This window comes from Streptomyces sp. NPDC058008 (assembly GCF_042886395.1).
Lineage (GTDB): Bacteria > Actinomycetota > Actinomycetes > Streptomycetales > Streptomycetaceae > Streptomyces.
The window spans coordinates 286171-301481 of the sequence record NZ_JBHVQX010000005.1 but is presented as its reverse complement, the minus strand read 5'-3'; the positions used below and the strand labels follow the sequence as shown (position 1 = coordinate 301481).

The 15311-nt window shown below is 74.4% G+C and carries 9 protein-coding genes and 1 pseudogene; 1 reads left to right on the top strand and 9 read right to left on the bottom strand.

The annotated features are described in order from the left end of the window. From ACFVS9_RS07525 to ACFVS9_RS07490, 8 genes and pseudogenes are all read right to left on the bottom strand, one after another. Positions 1-1488 (bottom strand): acetyl/propionyl/methylcrotonyl-CoA carboxylase subunit alpha (locus tag ACFVS9_RS07525; RefSeq protein WP_389930813.1); only part of this gene is annotated, 1488 nt, incomplete at its 3' end. 8 nt (positions 1489-1496) lie between these two features. Further along, positions 1497-3092, bottom strand: coding sequence for an acyl-CoA carboxylase subunit beta (locus ACFVS9_RS07520; protein ID WP_389930812.1), 1596 nt, complete (start codon positions 3090-3092; stop codon positions 1497-1499). Continuing rightward, positions 3089-4792, bottom strand: coding sequence for an acyclic terpene utilization AtuA family protein (locus ACFVS9_RS07515; RefSeq protein WP_389930810.1), 1704 nt, complete (start codon positions 4790-4792; stop codon positions 3089-3091). Before ACFVS9_RS07515 ends, ACFVS9_RS07520 begins: the two co-directional genes overlap by 4 nt. Further along, positions 4789-5595 (bottom strand): TIGR03084 family metal-binding protein, encoded by an 807-nt coding sequence (locus ACFVS9_RS07510; RefSeq protein WP_389930808.1) that lies wholly within the window; start codon positions 5593-5595, stop codon positions 4789-4791. The genes ACFVS9_RS07515 and ACFVS9_RS07510 overlap by 4 nt, the downstream gene beginning before the upstream one ends. Positions 5596-5834: 239 nt before the next feature. Continuing rightward, entirely contained in the window at positions 5835-6611 is a 777-nt protein-coding gene (locus ACFVS9_RS07505; protein WP_389930806.1) for an ABC transporter permease, read from the bottom strand. Beyond that, positions 6608-7570, bottom strand: a complete 963-nt coding sequence (locus tag ACFVS9_RS07500) for an ATP-binding cassette domain-containing protein (RefSeq protein WP_389930804.1) — start codon at positions 7568-7570, stop codon at positions 6608-6610. Before ACFVS9_RS07500 ends, ACFVS9_RS07505 begins: the two co-directional genes overlap by 4 nt. 157 nt (positions 7571-7727) lie before the next feature. Then, positions 7728-8399: a hypothetical protein gene (locus ACFVS9_RS07495; protein WP_389930802.1), complete on the bottom strand. Its 672-nt coding sequence runs from the start codon at positions 8397-8399 to the stop codon at positions 7728-7730. A gap of 1452 nt (positions 8400-9851) precedes the next feature. Further along, positions 9852-10808, bottom strand: a pseudogene (locus tag ACFVS9_RS07490) (DMT family transporter); the annotation flags it as partial. A 141-nt stretch (positions 10809-10949) separates the two neighbouring features. Here ACFVS9_RS07490 and ACFVS9_RS07485 point away from each other — a divergent pair. Then, positions 10950-11870, top strand: coding sequence for a LysR family transcriptional regulator (locus ACFVS9_RS07485; protein ID WP_389930800.1), 921 nt, complete (start codon positions 10950-10952; stop codon positions 11868-11870). Positions 11871-12232: 362 nt separating this feature from the next. On the opposite strand, the gene ACFVS9_RS07480 is transcribed toward ACFVS9_RS07485, so the two are convergent. Continuing rightward, positions 12233-15001 carry an FAD-binding and (Fe-S)-binding domain-containing protein gene (locus tag ACFVS9_RS07480; RefSeq protein WP_389930798.1) on the bottom strand — a complete coding sequence of 923 codons (2769 nt, stop codon included), beginning with the start codon at positions 14999-15001 and terminating at the stop codon, positions 12233-12235. Between the last annotated feature and the right edge of the window lie 310 nt (positions 15002-15311).

The following is a 15311-nucleotide window of genomic DNA, read 5'->3' as shown; positions in this document are numbered from 1 at the left end:
GGTCCGCGGCAGCGAGGCCAGCTTGCGCCATGCCCCGAAGCGGGCGGGGCCCGTCCGGAGGCCGGCCGCCGGGGGCGCGTCCGCCGCCGCGCTCGCACCGGCGGCCGAGGCGAGCGCGGCGGCGGTCGCGGCGAGGCGCCGGGCGGTGTCCTCGCCCGGGGTGCCGGTCGCGGTCAGCGCGGCCAGGTGCCGGTCGTAGAAGCCGGTGTCGGGCCGGCCCTCGGCGAAGTCCGGGTGGCGCAGGGAGCGTACGAGCAGGTCCCGGTTGGTGACGGGGCCGTGGACGCGGGCGCGCTCCAGGGTGCGGGCGAGGAGCCGGACGGCCTCGGTGCGGGTGGGGGCGTGGGCGATGACCTTGGCGAGCATCGCGTCGTAGTGCACCCCGACGGTGTCGCCGCCGGTGTATCCGGTGTCGAGGCGGATGCCGGGTCCGCGGGGCACGTCGAGCGTGAGCAGTGCTCCGGTCTGCGGCTGCCAGTCACGGGCCGGGTCCTCGGCGTACAGCCGGGCCTCGACGGCGTGCCCGGACGGCTCCGGTGGTTCGGCGGCGGGCAGCGGGCCGCCCTCCGCGACGCGCAGTTGGAGCGCGACGAGGTCGAGGCCGAACACCGCTTCCGTGACCGGGTGTTCGACCTGGAGCCGGGTGTTCATCTCCAGGAAGTACGGGCGCCCGTCGGCCGACACGAGGAACTCGACGGTGCCCGCGCCCCGGTAGCCGACCGCCCGTGCCGCCGCGACGGCCGCGTCGTGCAGCCGCCGGCGCAGCGCGTCACCGAGGCCGGGTGCGGGTGCCTCCTCGATGACCTTCTGGTGGCGGCGCTGGAGCGAGCAGTCACGGGTGCCGAGGGCCCAGACGGTGCCCTGCCCGTCCGCCATCACCTGGACCTCGACGTGTCGGCCCCCTTCGACGTACGGCTCGGCGAAGACCTCGCCGTCCCCGAAGGCCCCGGCCGCCTCGGCGGATGCGGCGGTCAGCTCGCCTTCCAGAGCGGCGAGTTCCCGTACGATCCGCATCCCGCGACCGCCGCCGCCCGCCGCCGCCTTCAGCAGGAGGGGCAGATCGGCCGCGGTGGCGCCGCCCGGATCGACCGGGGCGAGCAGGGGCACTCCGGCGGCGCCCATCAGTTCCTTGGCCCGGGTCTTGGACGCCATCAGCTCGACGGCCTTGACCGGTGGCCCCACCCAGACGAGGCCCGCGTCCTCGACGGCGCGGGCGAACCCGGCGTTCTCCGAGAGGAAGCCGTAGCCGGGGTGGACGGCGTCGGCGCCCGCCGCGAGAGCGGCGGCGACGACCAGGTCGCCCCGCAGGTAGGTGTCGGCGGGGGCCGCGCCCGGCAGGCGTACGGCGGTGTCGGCCTCCCGGACGTGCAGGGCGTCCGCGTCCGCGTCGGAGTACACGGCGACGGTGGAGATGCCCAGCTCCCGGCAGGTGCGGAAGATCCGGCAGGCGATCTCGCCCCGGTTGGCGACAAGCAGTGCGGTGATCATCCGTTGCCTCACATCCGGAAGACGCCGAAGCCGCGCGCGCCTTCGACCGGTGCCGTGTGGATCGCTGACAGACACATCCCGAGGACGGTCCTGGTGTCGCGCGGGTCGATGACCCCGTCGTCGTACAGCCGCCCGGAGAGGAACATCGGCAGCGACTCGGACTCGATCTGCTGCTCGACCACGGCGCGCAGTCCGGCGTCGGCCTCGTCGTCGTAGGGCAGCCCCTTCGCGGTGGCGGAGGCGCGGGCGACGATCGAGAGGACGCCCGCGAGCTGCTGGGGTCCCATGACGGCGGACTTGCTGCCGGGCCAGGCGAAGAGGAAGCGGGGGTCGTACGCCCGGCCGCACATGCCGTAGTGGCCCGCGCCGTAGGAGGCGCCCATCAGGACGGAGAGGTGCGGGACCCGGGAGTTCGACACCGCGTTGATCATCATCGCGCCGTGCTTGATGATCCCGCCCTGCTCGTACTCCTTGCCGACCATGTAGCCGGTGGTGTTGTGCAGGAAGAGGAGCGGGATGTCGCGCTGGTCGGCGAGCTGGATGAACTGCGCGGCCTTCTGCGACTCCTCGCTGAACAGCACGCCCTGCGCGTTGGCGAGGATGCCGACGGGGTAGCCGTGCAGCCGGGCCCAGCCGGTGACCAGGCTGGCGCCGTAGAGCGGCTTGAAGGCGTCGAAGTCCGAGCCGTCGACGAGCCGGGCGATGACCTCGCGCGGGTCGAAGGGGACCTTGAGGTCGCCGGGCACGATCCCGATCAGCTCGTCCTCGTCGTACTTCGGCGGCTCGGCGGGGCCCGGGTCCGGGTGCGCCTTGCGCCAGTTGAGCCGGGCGACGATCCGGCGGGCCTGGCGCAGCGCGTCGTGCTCGTCGACGGCGTAGTGGTCGGCGAGGCCCGAGGTGCGGGCGTGCATCTCGGCGCCGCCGAGCGACTCGTCGTCGCTCTCCTCGCCGGTGGCCATCTTCACCAGGGGCGGGCCGCCGAGGAAGACCTTGGACCGCTCCTTGATCATCACGGTGTGGTCGGACATGCCGGGGACGTACGCGCCTCCGGCCGTCGAGTTGCCGAAGACCACGGCGACGGTGGGGATCCCGGCGGCGGACAGCCGGGTGAGGTCGCGGAACAGTGCCCCGCCGGGGATGAAGATCTCCTTCTGCGAGGGCAGGTCGGCGCCGCCGGACTCCACGAGGGAGACGCAGGGCAGCCGGTTGGCGAAGGCGATCTCGTTGGCGCGCAGGGCCTTCCTGAGGGTCCAGGGGTTGGAGGCGCCGCCGCGCACGGTGGGGTCGTTCGCGGTGATCAGGCACTCCACCCCGGACACGGTCCCGATGCCGGTGACGAGCGAGGCGCCGACGGCGTATTCGCTGCCCCAGGCGGCGAGGGGGGACAGCTCCAGGAACGGGGTGTCGGGGTCGAGCAGCAGCTCGATGCGCTCGCGGGCGAGGAGCTTGCCGCGCTCGCGGTGCCGTGTCACGTACTTCTCGCCGCCGCCCGCCAGCGCCTTGGCGTGCTCGGTGTCCAGCTCGGCGAGCTTCGCGAGCATCGCCTCGCGGTGGGCGGCGTACTCGGGTGCCCCGGTGTCGAGTGCGGTGGGCAGGACGGTCATGCGTGCACCTCCGGTGCCTCCAGGAGCGTCACGGGGACGGCCATGTGCCGGGAGCGCAGCCACTCCCCCACCGCCTTGGCCTGCGGATCGAAGCGGGCCTGCGCGGCGACGCCCTCGCCGAGGAGGCCGTGGACGACGAAGTTGAGCGCGCGCAGCCGGGGCAGGACATGGCGTACGACGGTCAGTCCCGCGGTCTCCGGGAGCAGTTCCCGGAAGCGGGCGACGGTCAGCTCGTGGGCGAGCCACCGCCAGGCGTCGTCCGTGCGGACCCACACGCCGACGTTGGCGTCCCCGCCCTTGTCACCGCTGCGGGCACCGGCGACGTGTCCGAGGGGTGCGGTGCGGGTGGGCCCGGCGGGCAGCGGCTCGGGCAGAGGGGGTTCCGCGACCTCGCCGGGCTCGGCGTACGTCCCGGCCGCCGGGACGGTCTGACGGGACCCGTCGGGCAGCACCGCGACGTGCTCGGCCTGCCCGGCGGGTAGGGAGGCGGCTTCGAACACCCCGTACGGGGCGCCCTTGCCGGGCGGGGCCGTCAGGTGGAAGCCCGGGTAGCTGCCGAGCGCCAGCTCGACGGCCGCCCCGGACACGGCGCGGCCGACCGCCGCGGCGTCCGGGTCGCGGACGACGAGCCGCAGCAGGGCGCTCGCGGTCTCCTCGGTCCCCGCGTCGGCCCGGTCGGTGCGGGCGAGTTCCCAGCGGACCTCGGCGGGCTTCGGGCCGGCCCGGTCGAGGGCGTCGGTGAACTGTTCGCGCACGAGACGGGCCTTGGCCTCGATGCCGAGTCCGGTCAGCACGAAGACGACTTCGTTGCGCCATCCGCCGAGCCGGTTGAGCCCGACCTTCAGCGTGGGCGGCGGCGCCTCTCCGCGTACCCCGCTGATCCGCACCCGGTCGGGCCCGTCCTGGGTGAGCCGCACGGTGTCGAGCCGGGCGGTGACGTCGGGCCCGGGGTAGCGGGCACCGCCGGTCTCGTACAGCAGCTGCGCGGTGACCGTGCCGAGGTCGACGACTCCGCCCGTGCCGTCGTGCTTGGTGATGACGCTGCTGCCGTCCGCGTGGATCTCGGCGAGCGGGAATCCGGGGCGGCGGATGTCGTGGTCGCCGAAGAAGGCGTAGTTGCCGCCGGTGGCCTGGGTACCGCACTCCAGGACGTGTCCGGCGACGACGGCCCCGGCGAGGGCGTCGTGGTCCTCGGGCCCCCAGCCGAAGTGGGCGGCGGCGGGCCCGGTGACGAGGGCGGCGTCGGTGACCCGGCCCGTGACGACGATGTCGGCGCCGGCCCGCAGACAGGCGGCGATGCCGCCACCGCCGAGGTACGCGTTGGCGGTGAGGAAGCCGTCGGGCACCGGGCGCGCGTCGCCCTCGACGTGTGCGACGCGTACGGGGACACCGGTCCGGTCCGCCAGTTCCCGTACGGCGTCGGCGAGTCCGGCGGGGTTCAGCCCTCCGGCGTTGGCGACGATCTTCACGCCCCGCTCGTGGGCGAGACCGAGGTTCTCCTCCAGCTGCCGCAGGAAGGTCGAGGCGTAGCCGCGCCGCGGGTCCTTGAGGCGGCTGCGGCCCAGGATCAGCATGGTGAGTTCGGCGAGGTAGTCACCGGTCAGGACGTCCAGCGGGCCGTCGGTGAGCATGTCGCGTACGGCGTCGAAGCGGTCGCCGTAGAAGCCGGACGCGTTGCCGACGCGCAGCGGGCGGGTCACCGTTCCCCCTTCGGGGGCCGTCCGGCCCCGGCCGGGCCGGCGAAGGCCTGCGCGATGTCCAGCCACCGGTCGGCGTCCGTGCCCACCGCCTCGACGGCGAGGTCGTCCCGGTGGGCGCGCTGGGTGACGAGCAGGCAGAAGTCGAGGAGGGGCCCGGTGATCCGCTGGGCGGCGTCCTCGGGCCCGTACACCGCCGACGTGCCGTCCTCGGCGCGCAGTTCCACCCGGAACTGCTCGGCGGGCGGTCGCAGGCCGCGCACGAAGTAGGCGTAGTCCCGGGCCCGTACGCCGATCCTGGCGACGTGCCGCAGCCGGGCCGTGGGCCTGCGGGTCACGCCGAGCGCGTCGGCGATGTCCTGGCCGTGGGCCCAGGTCTCCATGAGCCGGGCGGTCGCCATCGAGGCGATGCTCATGGGCGGGCCGTACCAGGGCAGTCTGGTCCCGGCGGGTGCCGCGCGGAGCGCTTCCTGGAGCCGGGCCCGCCCCTGCCTCCACTCCACGAGCAGCGCCTGGGGCGTGAGTGCGGCGACGGCCTCCTCGGCCGCCTCGGCGGCGAAGGTCTCCGGGGAGGCGAGCGCCTTCCCGACCTCGGCGGCGAAGGCGTCGGGGTCGGTGGCGGCGGTCAGGGCGACCTCGTCGGTCCAGTTGAGGTGCGCGATCTGATGGGCGACGGTCCACCCCTCGGCGGGAGTCGGCGAGGCCCACTCGGATGCGCTCAACCCCGCTACCAGCAGGTCGAGTTCGTCGCTCTCCTCACGCATGTCGTCGAGCACGGCGGTGGTCACGGCCGTTGCGTCGGGCACGTTGCGCTCCCCTCGGGGCGTGGCGGTGTGCCCCGGAGCATGCCAGCGCCCCATAAAACAAGCAAGCATGCTTGCATGCTTTTATGGCCGCCCGTCCGTCCGCCGGCCCGGGACGGTGGGGGCCGGCCGCGACGGGCCCCGGACGCCGAAGGGGCGGCGCACTCCGGCGTGTTGCCGGTGTACGCCGCCCCGGGCGGGGTGGCCGTGGGTGGCGGCGGTGGCCCGCGTGGTCACGCCGGTTACTTCGGGTCGCGGTCGAACTGCGCCTTGGACCAGCGGTGGCCGAGGACGGTCAGGCCCAGGCACCAGGCGAGGGCGATCCACCAGTTGTCGCCGATCTCCGTGCCGAGGAGCAGCCCGCGGAGGGTCTCGATGGCGGGGGTGAAGGGCTGGTACTCGGCGATCGGCCGGAACCAGCCCGGCATGGAGTCCAGGGGGACGAAGGCGCTGGAGACGAGGGGCAGCAGGATCAGCGGCATGGCGTTGTTGCTGGCGGCCTCCGCGTGGGGGCTGGCGAGGCCCATGCCCACGGCGATCCAGGTGAAGGCCAGGGCGAAGAGGACGAGCAGGCCGAACGCCGCGAGCCATTCCAGGAGGGTGGCGTCGGTGGAGCGGAAGCCCATGGCCACCCCGATGGCGCCGACGAGGACGACGCTGATGACCGTCTGCAGGACACTGCCGACGACGTGGCCGAAGAGGATGGAACCGCGGTGGATGGACATGGTGCGGAAGCGGGCGATGATGCCTTCGCTCATGTCGGTGGAGACGGAGACGGCGGTGCCGATCGTGGTGGAGCCGATGGTCATCAGCAGGATGCCGGGGACGAGGTAGGCGATGTACTCGGAACGGCCCGCTCCACCGCTCATGGTGTCGCCGAAGATGTAGACGAAGAGCAGCAGGAGCATGACGGGGGTCAGCAGCAGGTTGAGGGTGAGGGAGGGGTAGCGGCGGGCGTGCAGGAGGTTGCGGCGCAGCATCGTGGCCGAGTCGCGGGCGGCGAGGGAGAGGGTGCTCATCGGGCGGTCTCCTTGGTCTGGTTCCTCTGGGCGGGCACGCCGGTCGCGGTGAGGGCGAAGAAGACGTCGTCGAGGTCGGGGGTGTGGACGGTGAGTTCACCGGCCTCGACGCCGGCCGCGTCCAGGCGGTCGAGGACGGTGCGCAGGTCGCGCTGGCTGCCGTCGCTGGGGATCCTCAGGGCGAGGGCGTCGTCGTCGGCGGTGGCGTCACCGAGGGCGGTGGCGGCCGACCGGTAGGCCTCGGGGTCGGTGAAGCGCAGCCGGACGTGTCCGCCGGGGACGAGGCGCTTGAGTTCGCCCGCGGTGCCGTGGGCGGCGATCCCGCCGCCGTCGAGTACGGCGATGCGGTCGGCGAGCTGGTCGGCCTCCTCGAGGTACTGGGTGGTGAGGAGCACGGTGACGCCGTCGGCCACGAGTTCGCGGATGATCTGCCACATCGTGTGGCGGGAGCGCGGGTCGAGGCCGGTGGTGGGCTCGTCGAGGAAGATGATCCGCGGGCCGCCGACCAGGGTCATGGCGATGTCGAGGCGGCGCTTCATGCCGCCGGAGTAGGTGGAGGCGGGCTTCCTCGCGGCCTCCACGAGGTCGAAGCGTTCCAGGAGTCCGGCGGTGACCCGCCGCCCCTCACTCCTGGAGAGGTGGTGCAGGTCGGCCATCAGGAGCATGTTCTCCTCGCCGGTGATCAGCCCGTCGACGGCGGAGAACTGGCCGGTGACCCCGATCGCGGCACGCACGCCGCCGGGTGACGTGGCGATGTCGTGGCCGGCGACCCGGGCGTGCCCGCCGTCGGCGGAGATGAGCGTGGAGAGGATCTTCACGACGGTGGTCTTGCCGGCGCCGTTCGGCCCGAGCAGCGCGAAGACGGTCCCTTCGGGGACGGTCAGGTCGACGCCGTCCAGGACGGTCCTGTCACCGAAGGACTTACGCAGCCCCTCGGCCTCGATGGCCGGATTCGTCATGTCTGGTGCTCCTTCTGCGAGGTGTGGGCAGGGGCCGCCGGAAGGGGCGGAGGGGGATCGGAGGGGGCGGAAGGGGATCGGAGGGGCGGGCGGGGCAGGGACCGCCGGGTGCGGCGGGCGCGGCCCAGGCCGCCGGGTGCGGGGCGCGCGGCCCGCGTCAGAGGCTGCGGGCCGTGATGTCGCCCTGGTCGGTGGTCGCATCGATGGTGAGACCGGCGGAGGCTCCGTCGGTGTTCCTCAGCGCGTTGTCGACGCGCCCGTGGCCGGTGCCGGCGTCGAGTGCGGCCGACACCCCCGAGGCGGCACCGACGGTGATGTCGCCCTGCCGGGTGGTCAGCGTGAGCCGTCCGCGCACGGCCTCGACGACGTGCAGGTCACCCCGCTGGGTGCTGATCTCGCCGGGACCGTTCAGCCGGCCGACGGTGATGTGCGCGTCGAGGGCGGTGAGGCGGGCGCTCGCGGCCTCGTCGAGCTTGACTGAGCCGTGACCGCCGTCGAGGACGACGTCACCGAGGCGCCCCACACCGCGGAACTCGGCGGCGGCGGCCCTCGCCTCCACCCGGGAACCGGCCGGCAGCTGGACGGTGACCTCGACGGATCCGGAGGTGCCGAGGACGCGGTTCTTCGCCTCCGGGGTCCGGATCCGCAGGACGCCGTCGGCGTAGGTGACGTCGGTCTGTTCGGCCGCCTTCACGTCACGGCTCCTGGAGGGGCTGGCAGGGCGGACCTCGACGGTGGTGTCGGTGCGGTCGGCGGCGATGAACTGGACGCGTCCTGCGGGGATGTCGAGGACGGTCTCGATGGCGGCGGGGGTGTCGAACTTCTGCATCACGGTCTCCTTCGTCGGCAGCGTCCACAGTCCGCGGTCGCCGTTTCTGATAGTGGAAACGCTACGTTGCTTTCCATTGACCGGCAACATGCTCGTTGCGCTCAAATCACGTACATGCAGGTAGAGATAGGTATTTCATTGCAACGATTTCAAGGCTAACGCAACGTCACTCCCGTGACCGTTGCAATGCAATGAAGGTGAACGCACGGGGGGCAGTCCGGCCGGGGGTATACCGGCCGAGGCACCGCACAAGGAGAAGCCGCCCCCGGAGCGCCGGGGGCGGCTGTGGGTACGGGCAGAGGCGGGTGGCGCCGGAACGGCCTTCGGGAGGAGGCGGGAGAGACCGCGAACCGGGCTTCGGCCGCAGGGCGGTGGGTGAGCCGTGGGTGAGCCGTCGGGTGAGCCGTAGGTGACGAGACGGCCCTGGACCGCAGGGTGGTGGGCGGCCCAATGACCCTCGGGCGGCGGGCAGGGGCGACGGGCGGCGGACAGTGGGCTTGGGGGCTGTGGGCCGCGGGCGGCGGGCGGCGGGCCGCGAAACAGCCCTGAGACGCGGGCCGGTGAGGGCGTACCGCTCCTCGGCCGACGAGCGGTGACGGCGAGGCCGCTTCGGTAGGACGCGGGCGGAGGAGGAAGCGCCCCTCAGACGGCGCGGGCCGCCCCGTATCCAGGGACGGAGGACCACGGCACGATCATGACCACGGACTCGTCCTCCGCCTACCAGGAGTGACCGACGCGCCCCGGCCCCGAGCGACGTAGTCGCCCTGACGCCCCGGCCCCGAGCGGCGTAGTCGCCCTGACGCTCCGGCAGGACGCCACGCGGAGGTCCGACAGGACGTCACGTGCGGGGATCCGACAGGACGTCACGTGCGGGAACCGGGCGCGGAAACGGCATGCGGAAATGGTCGCCGACGAGGGCGGGCACCGTACAGTCCTCGCCACTCACCCGTCACGGCCACTCGCTCACCCTCACGGCCGCTCGCCGCCCCGCACGTGGACGCCCCGTTGATCTCCAGGGTCCCACTGTGGCGCGGGTCGGCCGGGTCCGTGCAGTGCCTCGTCGGTCACCCGTGGTCCAGGACGGCGTCCCCGGCCGCACCACCCACGTACACACCGTCGTTCACGCCCCGGAACCGTCTGCGGGGCAGGGCCCACCGCGCGGGCACCCGATACCTGGGCCGTCGCGCCCGGGAGCGTCACACCTGCGGCCGTCGCGCCTGGGGCGCGTCACTCCGTACGGTCGCCCTCGGCCTGGGAGGGTTCGGTCCGGGGGACGTCGGGGTGCGTCTCGGGGGCCTGGCCGCGCACGGCCGGCTCGTCACGTTCGCCCTCGGCCTGCGAGGGGGTGTGCGCGTAGAGCCCCTCGTACTCATCGGTTCCCTTCGCGGATCCCATGCGCGGGCCTCCTTCCTCCGCTCCCTTCCATCGTGCTCCTCGTGTCCGCTCCCGGCGCGGTGACGCCACCCGGGCCGTCTGGCTGCGCACCGCGCCCATGCTCGCCCCGATGACCAGGGCGATGGCCAGGGCGTCGGTCGTGGAGAGCGCCTGGTCGAGGATGAGGAACCCGGCGGCGGCCGCGATGGCCGGTTCGAGGCTCATCAGGACCGCGAAGGTGGGCGCGGGCAGCCTGCGCAGGGCCATGAGTTCGAGGGTGTACGGAAGGACGGAGCTCAGCAGCGCCACGGCGATGCCCAGCCCCAGCGTGGAGGGGACCACGAGCTTCGAGCCGGATTCCATGATGCCGAGGGGCAGCGAGAGGACCGCCGCCACGACCATGGCGAGGGCCAGTCCGTCCGCCTGGGGGAAGCGGCGGCCGGTGCGGGCGCTGAAGAGGATGTACACCGCCCACATGACGCCCGCCGCCAGGGCGTACGCCGTCCCGACCGGATCCAGGCGGTCGAAGCCGCCTCCACTGAGCAGGACGACTCCGCAGAGCGCGAGCCCCGCCCAGACCAGGCTGATCAGGCGGCGTGAGGCGACGACGGAGAGGACCAGCGGGCCCAGCACCTCCAGGGTGACGGCCGCGCCCAGCGGGATGCGGTCGGCGGCCTGGTAGAAGAGCGTGTTCATCCCGCCCATCGCGACACCGAAGGCCACCACGGTGCCCCAGTCGGCGCGCGAGTGGCCACGCAGCTTCGGCCGGCACACGACCAGCAGGACGAGCGCGGCGGCGGCGAGGCGCAGGGTGACCACGCCGAGCGCGCCGGCCTTCGGCATCAGCAGGACCGCGACCGCCGCGCCGAACTGGACGGAGAGCCCGCCCGCCACCACGAGCGCGACCGGGCCGAGCGCGGCCCCCCGGCCGCCGGGGCGGCCCGCCCGGGCGTGCGCGGGCTCGTCGAGCGCGGACACCGCCTCGGGGACGGCAACGGCAGCGGCCGACTCTGCGGCAGCGCGCGGGTCGTTCACCGGACACCTTCCATTCAGTCCATTGAAGTGCACCAAGGGGTCTACAGTACGGCACCGCACGGGAGCCGCCCACGCCCTCACCGTAGAGACCCGCGCGCCTCCCGTGAAATGCCGATTGCGCTCCCGTTATGCTCCGGACGCATGAGCACTGGACAGGACAGAGGGAACGCCGGGCGCGGGATCGAGATCCGTCATCTGCGGGCCTTCCTCGCCGTAGCCGACGAGGGCAGCGTGACCCGTGCCGCCGTCCGGCTCCGGGTCACCCAGCCGGTCGTCTCCCGGACGCTGGCCGCCCTGGAGAAGCACCTGGGCGTCCGGCTCGTCGACCGGTCCACCCACCACCTCGCCCTGACCGCCGAGGGTGTCGCCTTCCGCGACAAGGCAGCCGCCGCGGTCGGCGCCTTCGACGAGGCCCTGGACCCCGGCCGGCCGCACCACCGGCCGCTGCGGCTCGGGCACGCCTGGTCCGCGTTCGGCCCGTACACCACACCGCTGCTGCGGACCTGGCAGCGGCGCCACCCGGGGACCCCGCTCGAACTGCTGCGTATCGACGACCGGACGGCGGGCCTGGCGCGCGGCGAGGTGGACGCCGCGGTGCTCCGGGGGCCCGTGGACACTCCGGGGCTCGTCACGGAGGTGCTGTTCACCGAGGAGCGGGTGGCCGCCGTGGCCGCCGACGGCCCGCTGGCGGGCCGCTCCTCACTGTCCCTGGCCGATCTGACCGGCGAGACGGTCGTACTGAACACCGTCTCGGGCGCCACCACGCTCGGCCTGTGGCCGCCGCGCTCACGGCCGGCCGCCACGCTGACCGTGGTCAACACCGACGACTGGGTCACCGCCATCGCGGCGGGGCGCGGCAGCGGGGTGTCGGGCGCCGCCACGGCCCAGATGCATCCGCACGCCGGGGTCGCCTACGTGCCGCTGGCCGACGCTCCACCCCTGCCCGTCCTGCTGGCCTGCCGGGACGGACCCGGCCACCCGGCGCTGCCACGACTGGCCGCGCTGGCACGGGAGATCGTGGCGCGCGAACAGCGCGGCACCTCCGGACGTTCCACCGGCTGACGGGGAACGCCGGTGCGGTGACGGGCGGTTGGGGCTGGATACCGACCGGACCGGCCACCGTTTCCGAACGGGACCGGGCCGGAGCGGGCATCGCCGGGGCCTCGCCGGACGCCGCCCGCTCCTCCACCGGGGGTACCGTGCCCCGGGCCGAACGCGCCCGCCACACAGCGGACGGGGCGCCGTGTCCGCGGCGGTGAACGTGGCCGTCCGGCAGCACGGGGGACGCGCCCTCGGCAACGTCTCCGGTCCTCCACGGAGGCGCCGTACCCGGGACTGAACGCGCCCGCCACACGGCGGCCGGGGCACCGTGCCCGCGGCGGTGAACGCGGCCGTCTCGCAGCACGCGAGAGGCGCGGCCTCTGCTACGTCTCCAGCCCCTCCGCCAGCACCTCGGCGAGATGGCGGGCGCGCCGTCCGGTCAGCTGGTCGAGCTGGGTGCGGCAGGAGAAGCCGTCGGCCAGCAGCTCCGTGCCGGGTTCCGCCGCCCGTACGGAGGGGAGCAGCTGGTCCTCGGCGCAGGCCACCGAGACGTCCCAGTGGCCCTTCTCGAAGCCGAAGTTGCCGGCCAGCCCGCAGCAGCCGCCGCTCAGCTCACCGGTCAGCCCCGCCCGTTCACGGAGCCCGCGCTCGGCCGCGTCGCCGAGCACGGCGTGCTGATGGCAGTGGGTCTGCCCGGCGACGCGGCGGTCGAGCCGGGGCGGTGTCCAGTCGGGCGCGTACTCCTCCAGGTACTGCGCCAGGGTGCGTACGGATGCGGCGAGCCGGGCGGCGCGCGGGTCGTCGGGCAGGAGTTCCGGCAGGTCCGTGCGGAGGGCGGCGGCGCAACTGGGTTCCAGGACGACGACCGGGCCGCCGGGCGCCCGGCCCATCACGTCCAGGGTGCGGCGCATCACGGCGCGGGCGGCGTCGAGCCGCCCCGTCGAGACGTAGGTGAGGCCGCAGCACACGCCCCGCCCGGGCAGGACCGGCGTCCGGCCCGCCGCCTCCAGGACCCGGACCGCCGCGCGGCCGACCTCCGGGGAGAGGTGGTCGGTGAAGGTGTCCGGCCAGAGGACGACGCTCTCCCCGGCCCCCGGGGTGTGGGCGCGTACCCAGGCACGGAACGTCTGCCGGGCCAGCACCGGGAGCGCCCGGCGCGGGTCGATGCCGCCGAGCCGCCGGGCGAGGGAGGCGAGCGGCCGGATCCGCGCCAGGGCGTTGAGCACGCCCGCGAAGGGGGCCGCCGCGCGCAGCCACCCGGGGAGCCCGCCCATCGCGTAGTGCGCGGCAGGGCGGAGCCGGTTCCGGTAGTGGTGGTGGAGGAACTCCGCCTTGTAGGTGGCCATGTCGACGCCGACCGGGCAGTCGGTGCGGCAGCCCTTGCAGGACAGGCACAGGTCGAGCGCGTCCCGTACCTCCGTGGACCGCCAGCCGTCCGTGATCACCTCGCCGGCCAGCATCTCGTGCAGCAGCCGGGCTCGGCCCCGGGTGGAGTGCGCCTCCTCGCCGGTGGCCCGGAAGGAGGGGCACATGACGTCCTGACCGGGGCTCGAAGTACGGCACTTGGCGACGCCGACGCAGCGGCGTACGGCTGCCGAGAAGTCACCGCCGTCGTGCGGGTAGCCGAAGGCCACGTCCACGGGGCGGCGGGGGAGCACGGCGAAGCGGAGGTTCTCGTCGAGCCGTGCGGGCCGGACGAGGATGCCGGGGTTCAGGCCGCCGTCGGGGTCCCAGAGGTCCTTGAAGCGGGTGAACAGGTCCACCATGTCGTCGCCGTACATCCGGGGCAGCAGCTCGGCCCTCGCCTGCCCGTCGCCGTGCTCGCCGCTGAGTGATCCGCCGTGCGCGACGACGAGCGCGGCCTGGTCCTCGGAGAAGCGGCGGAAGCGGGCCACGCCCTGTTCGGTCAGCAGGTCGAAGTCGACGCGCACGTGGATGCAGCCGTCGCCGAAGTGCCCGTACGGGGTGCCGTGCAGGCCGTGTGCGGCGAGCAGGGCCCGGAAGTCGCGGAGGTACGGGCCGAGGCGGGCGGGCGGCACGGCGCAGTCCTCCCAGCCCGGCCACGCCTCCGTCCCGTCGGGCATGCGGGTCGCCGTACCGGCGGCGTCCTCGCGGATGCGCCACAGGTTCCGCATCGCGGCGGGTGCGGTGACGACGGTGCCGTCCAGGGCGTCGGCGGCGCGCAGGATCCGGGCGGCGAGGGCGCGGGCCTCGGCGGGGGTGGTCCCGCCCGTCTCGACGAACAGCCAGGCCGCGCCGCGCGGCAGCCCGGCCGGTTCGCGTACGAGGTCGGCGGCCATGCCCTCGACGGTGAGCGGGCCGTACGGGAGGAGGCCCGGGGCGGCTTCGGCGGCGGCCGCCTCGTCGGGGTACCCGAGGACGGCGAGCGCGCGGGCGGCGGGCGTCGCGACGAGGCGGACGGTCGCCTCGGTGACCACGGCGAGCGTCCCCTCGCTCCCGCAGAGCGCGCGGGCGGGGTCCGGGCCGTGCTCGGGGAGCAGCGCGTCGAGGGCGTATCCGGAGATGCGGCGCGGGAGTTCGGGGAAGCCGGTGCGCAGGAGCGCGAGGTGGCCCGCGGCGAACGTGTGGAGGCCGGGCGGCCCGTCGGGCAGGCCGCGTCCGATGTGCAGGCTCCCGCCTCCGCCGTAGCGGACGACGCGGAGGCTGCGGACGTTGTCGGCGGTGGTGCCCCAGGCCACGGAGTGCGAGCCGCAGGAGTTGTTGCCGATCATGCCGCCGAGCGTGCAGCGGCTGTGGGTGGAGGGGTCGGGGCCGAACGTCAGCCCGTGCGGGGCCGCCGCGGCCCGCAGGTCGTCCAGGACGACGCCGGGCTGGACCACGGCGGTGCGTGTGACGGGGTCCAGTTCGGTGACGGACCGCATGTGGCGGGTGAAGTCCAGGACGACGCCGGTACCGGTGGCCTGTCCGGCGATGGAGGTACCCGCGCCCCGGGGCACGACGGGTGTGGCGTGCTCACGGCAGACGCGCAGCGTTTCGGCGACGTCCTCGGCGTCACGGGGCGCCACGACCAGCTGCGGGACGCGGCGGTAGTTGGACGCGTCCATGGTGGTCAGGGCACGGGCGGTCGCGTCGGACCGCACGTCGCCGCGGATGGCACGGGCCAGGGCTCGGGCGAGGTCGTTGGCGGGCATGGGGCCAGCATGCCCGCCCCGGGGCCGGGGGGAGCCCTGGAGCGCCGGACGAACCGCGGGCGCCGGGACGGGGTGGGGTGGGGTGGGGTGGGGTGCGGTGGGCGACGGCAGAAGCGGGCACCGGGACGGGGTGGGCGACGGCAGAAGCGGACGGCGGGGCAACAGCTGGGGCGGACGGCGAGGCGGCGGCTGGGGCAGGCGGCGAGGCGGCTGAGGGCGCACGGGCGAGGCGGCGGGCTCGGCGCAACAGCTGGGGCGGACGGCGAGGCGGCTGGGGGCGCACGGGCGAGGCGGCGGGCTCGGCGCAACG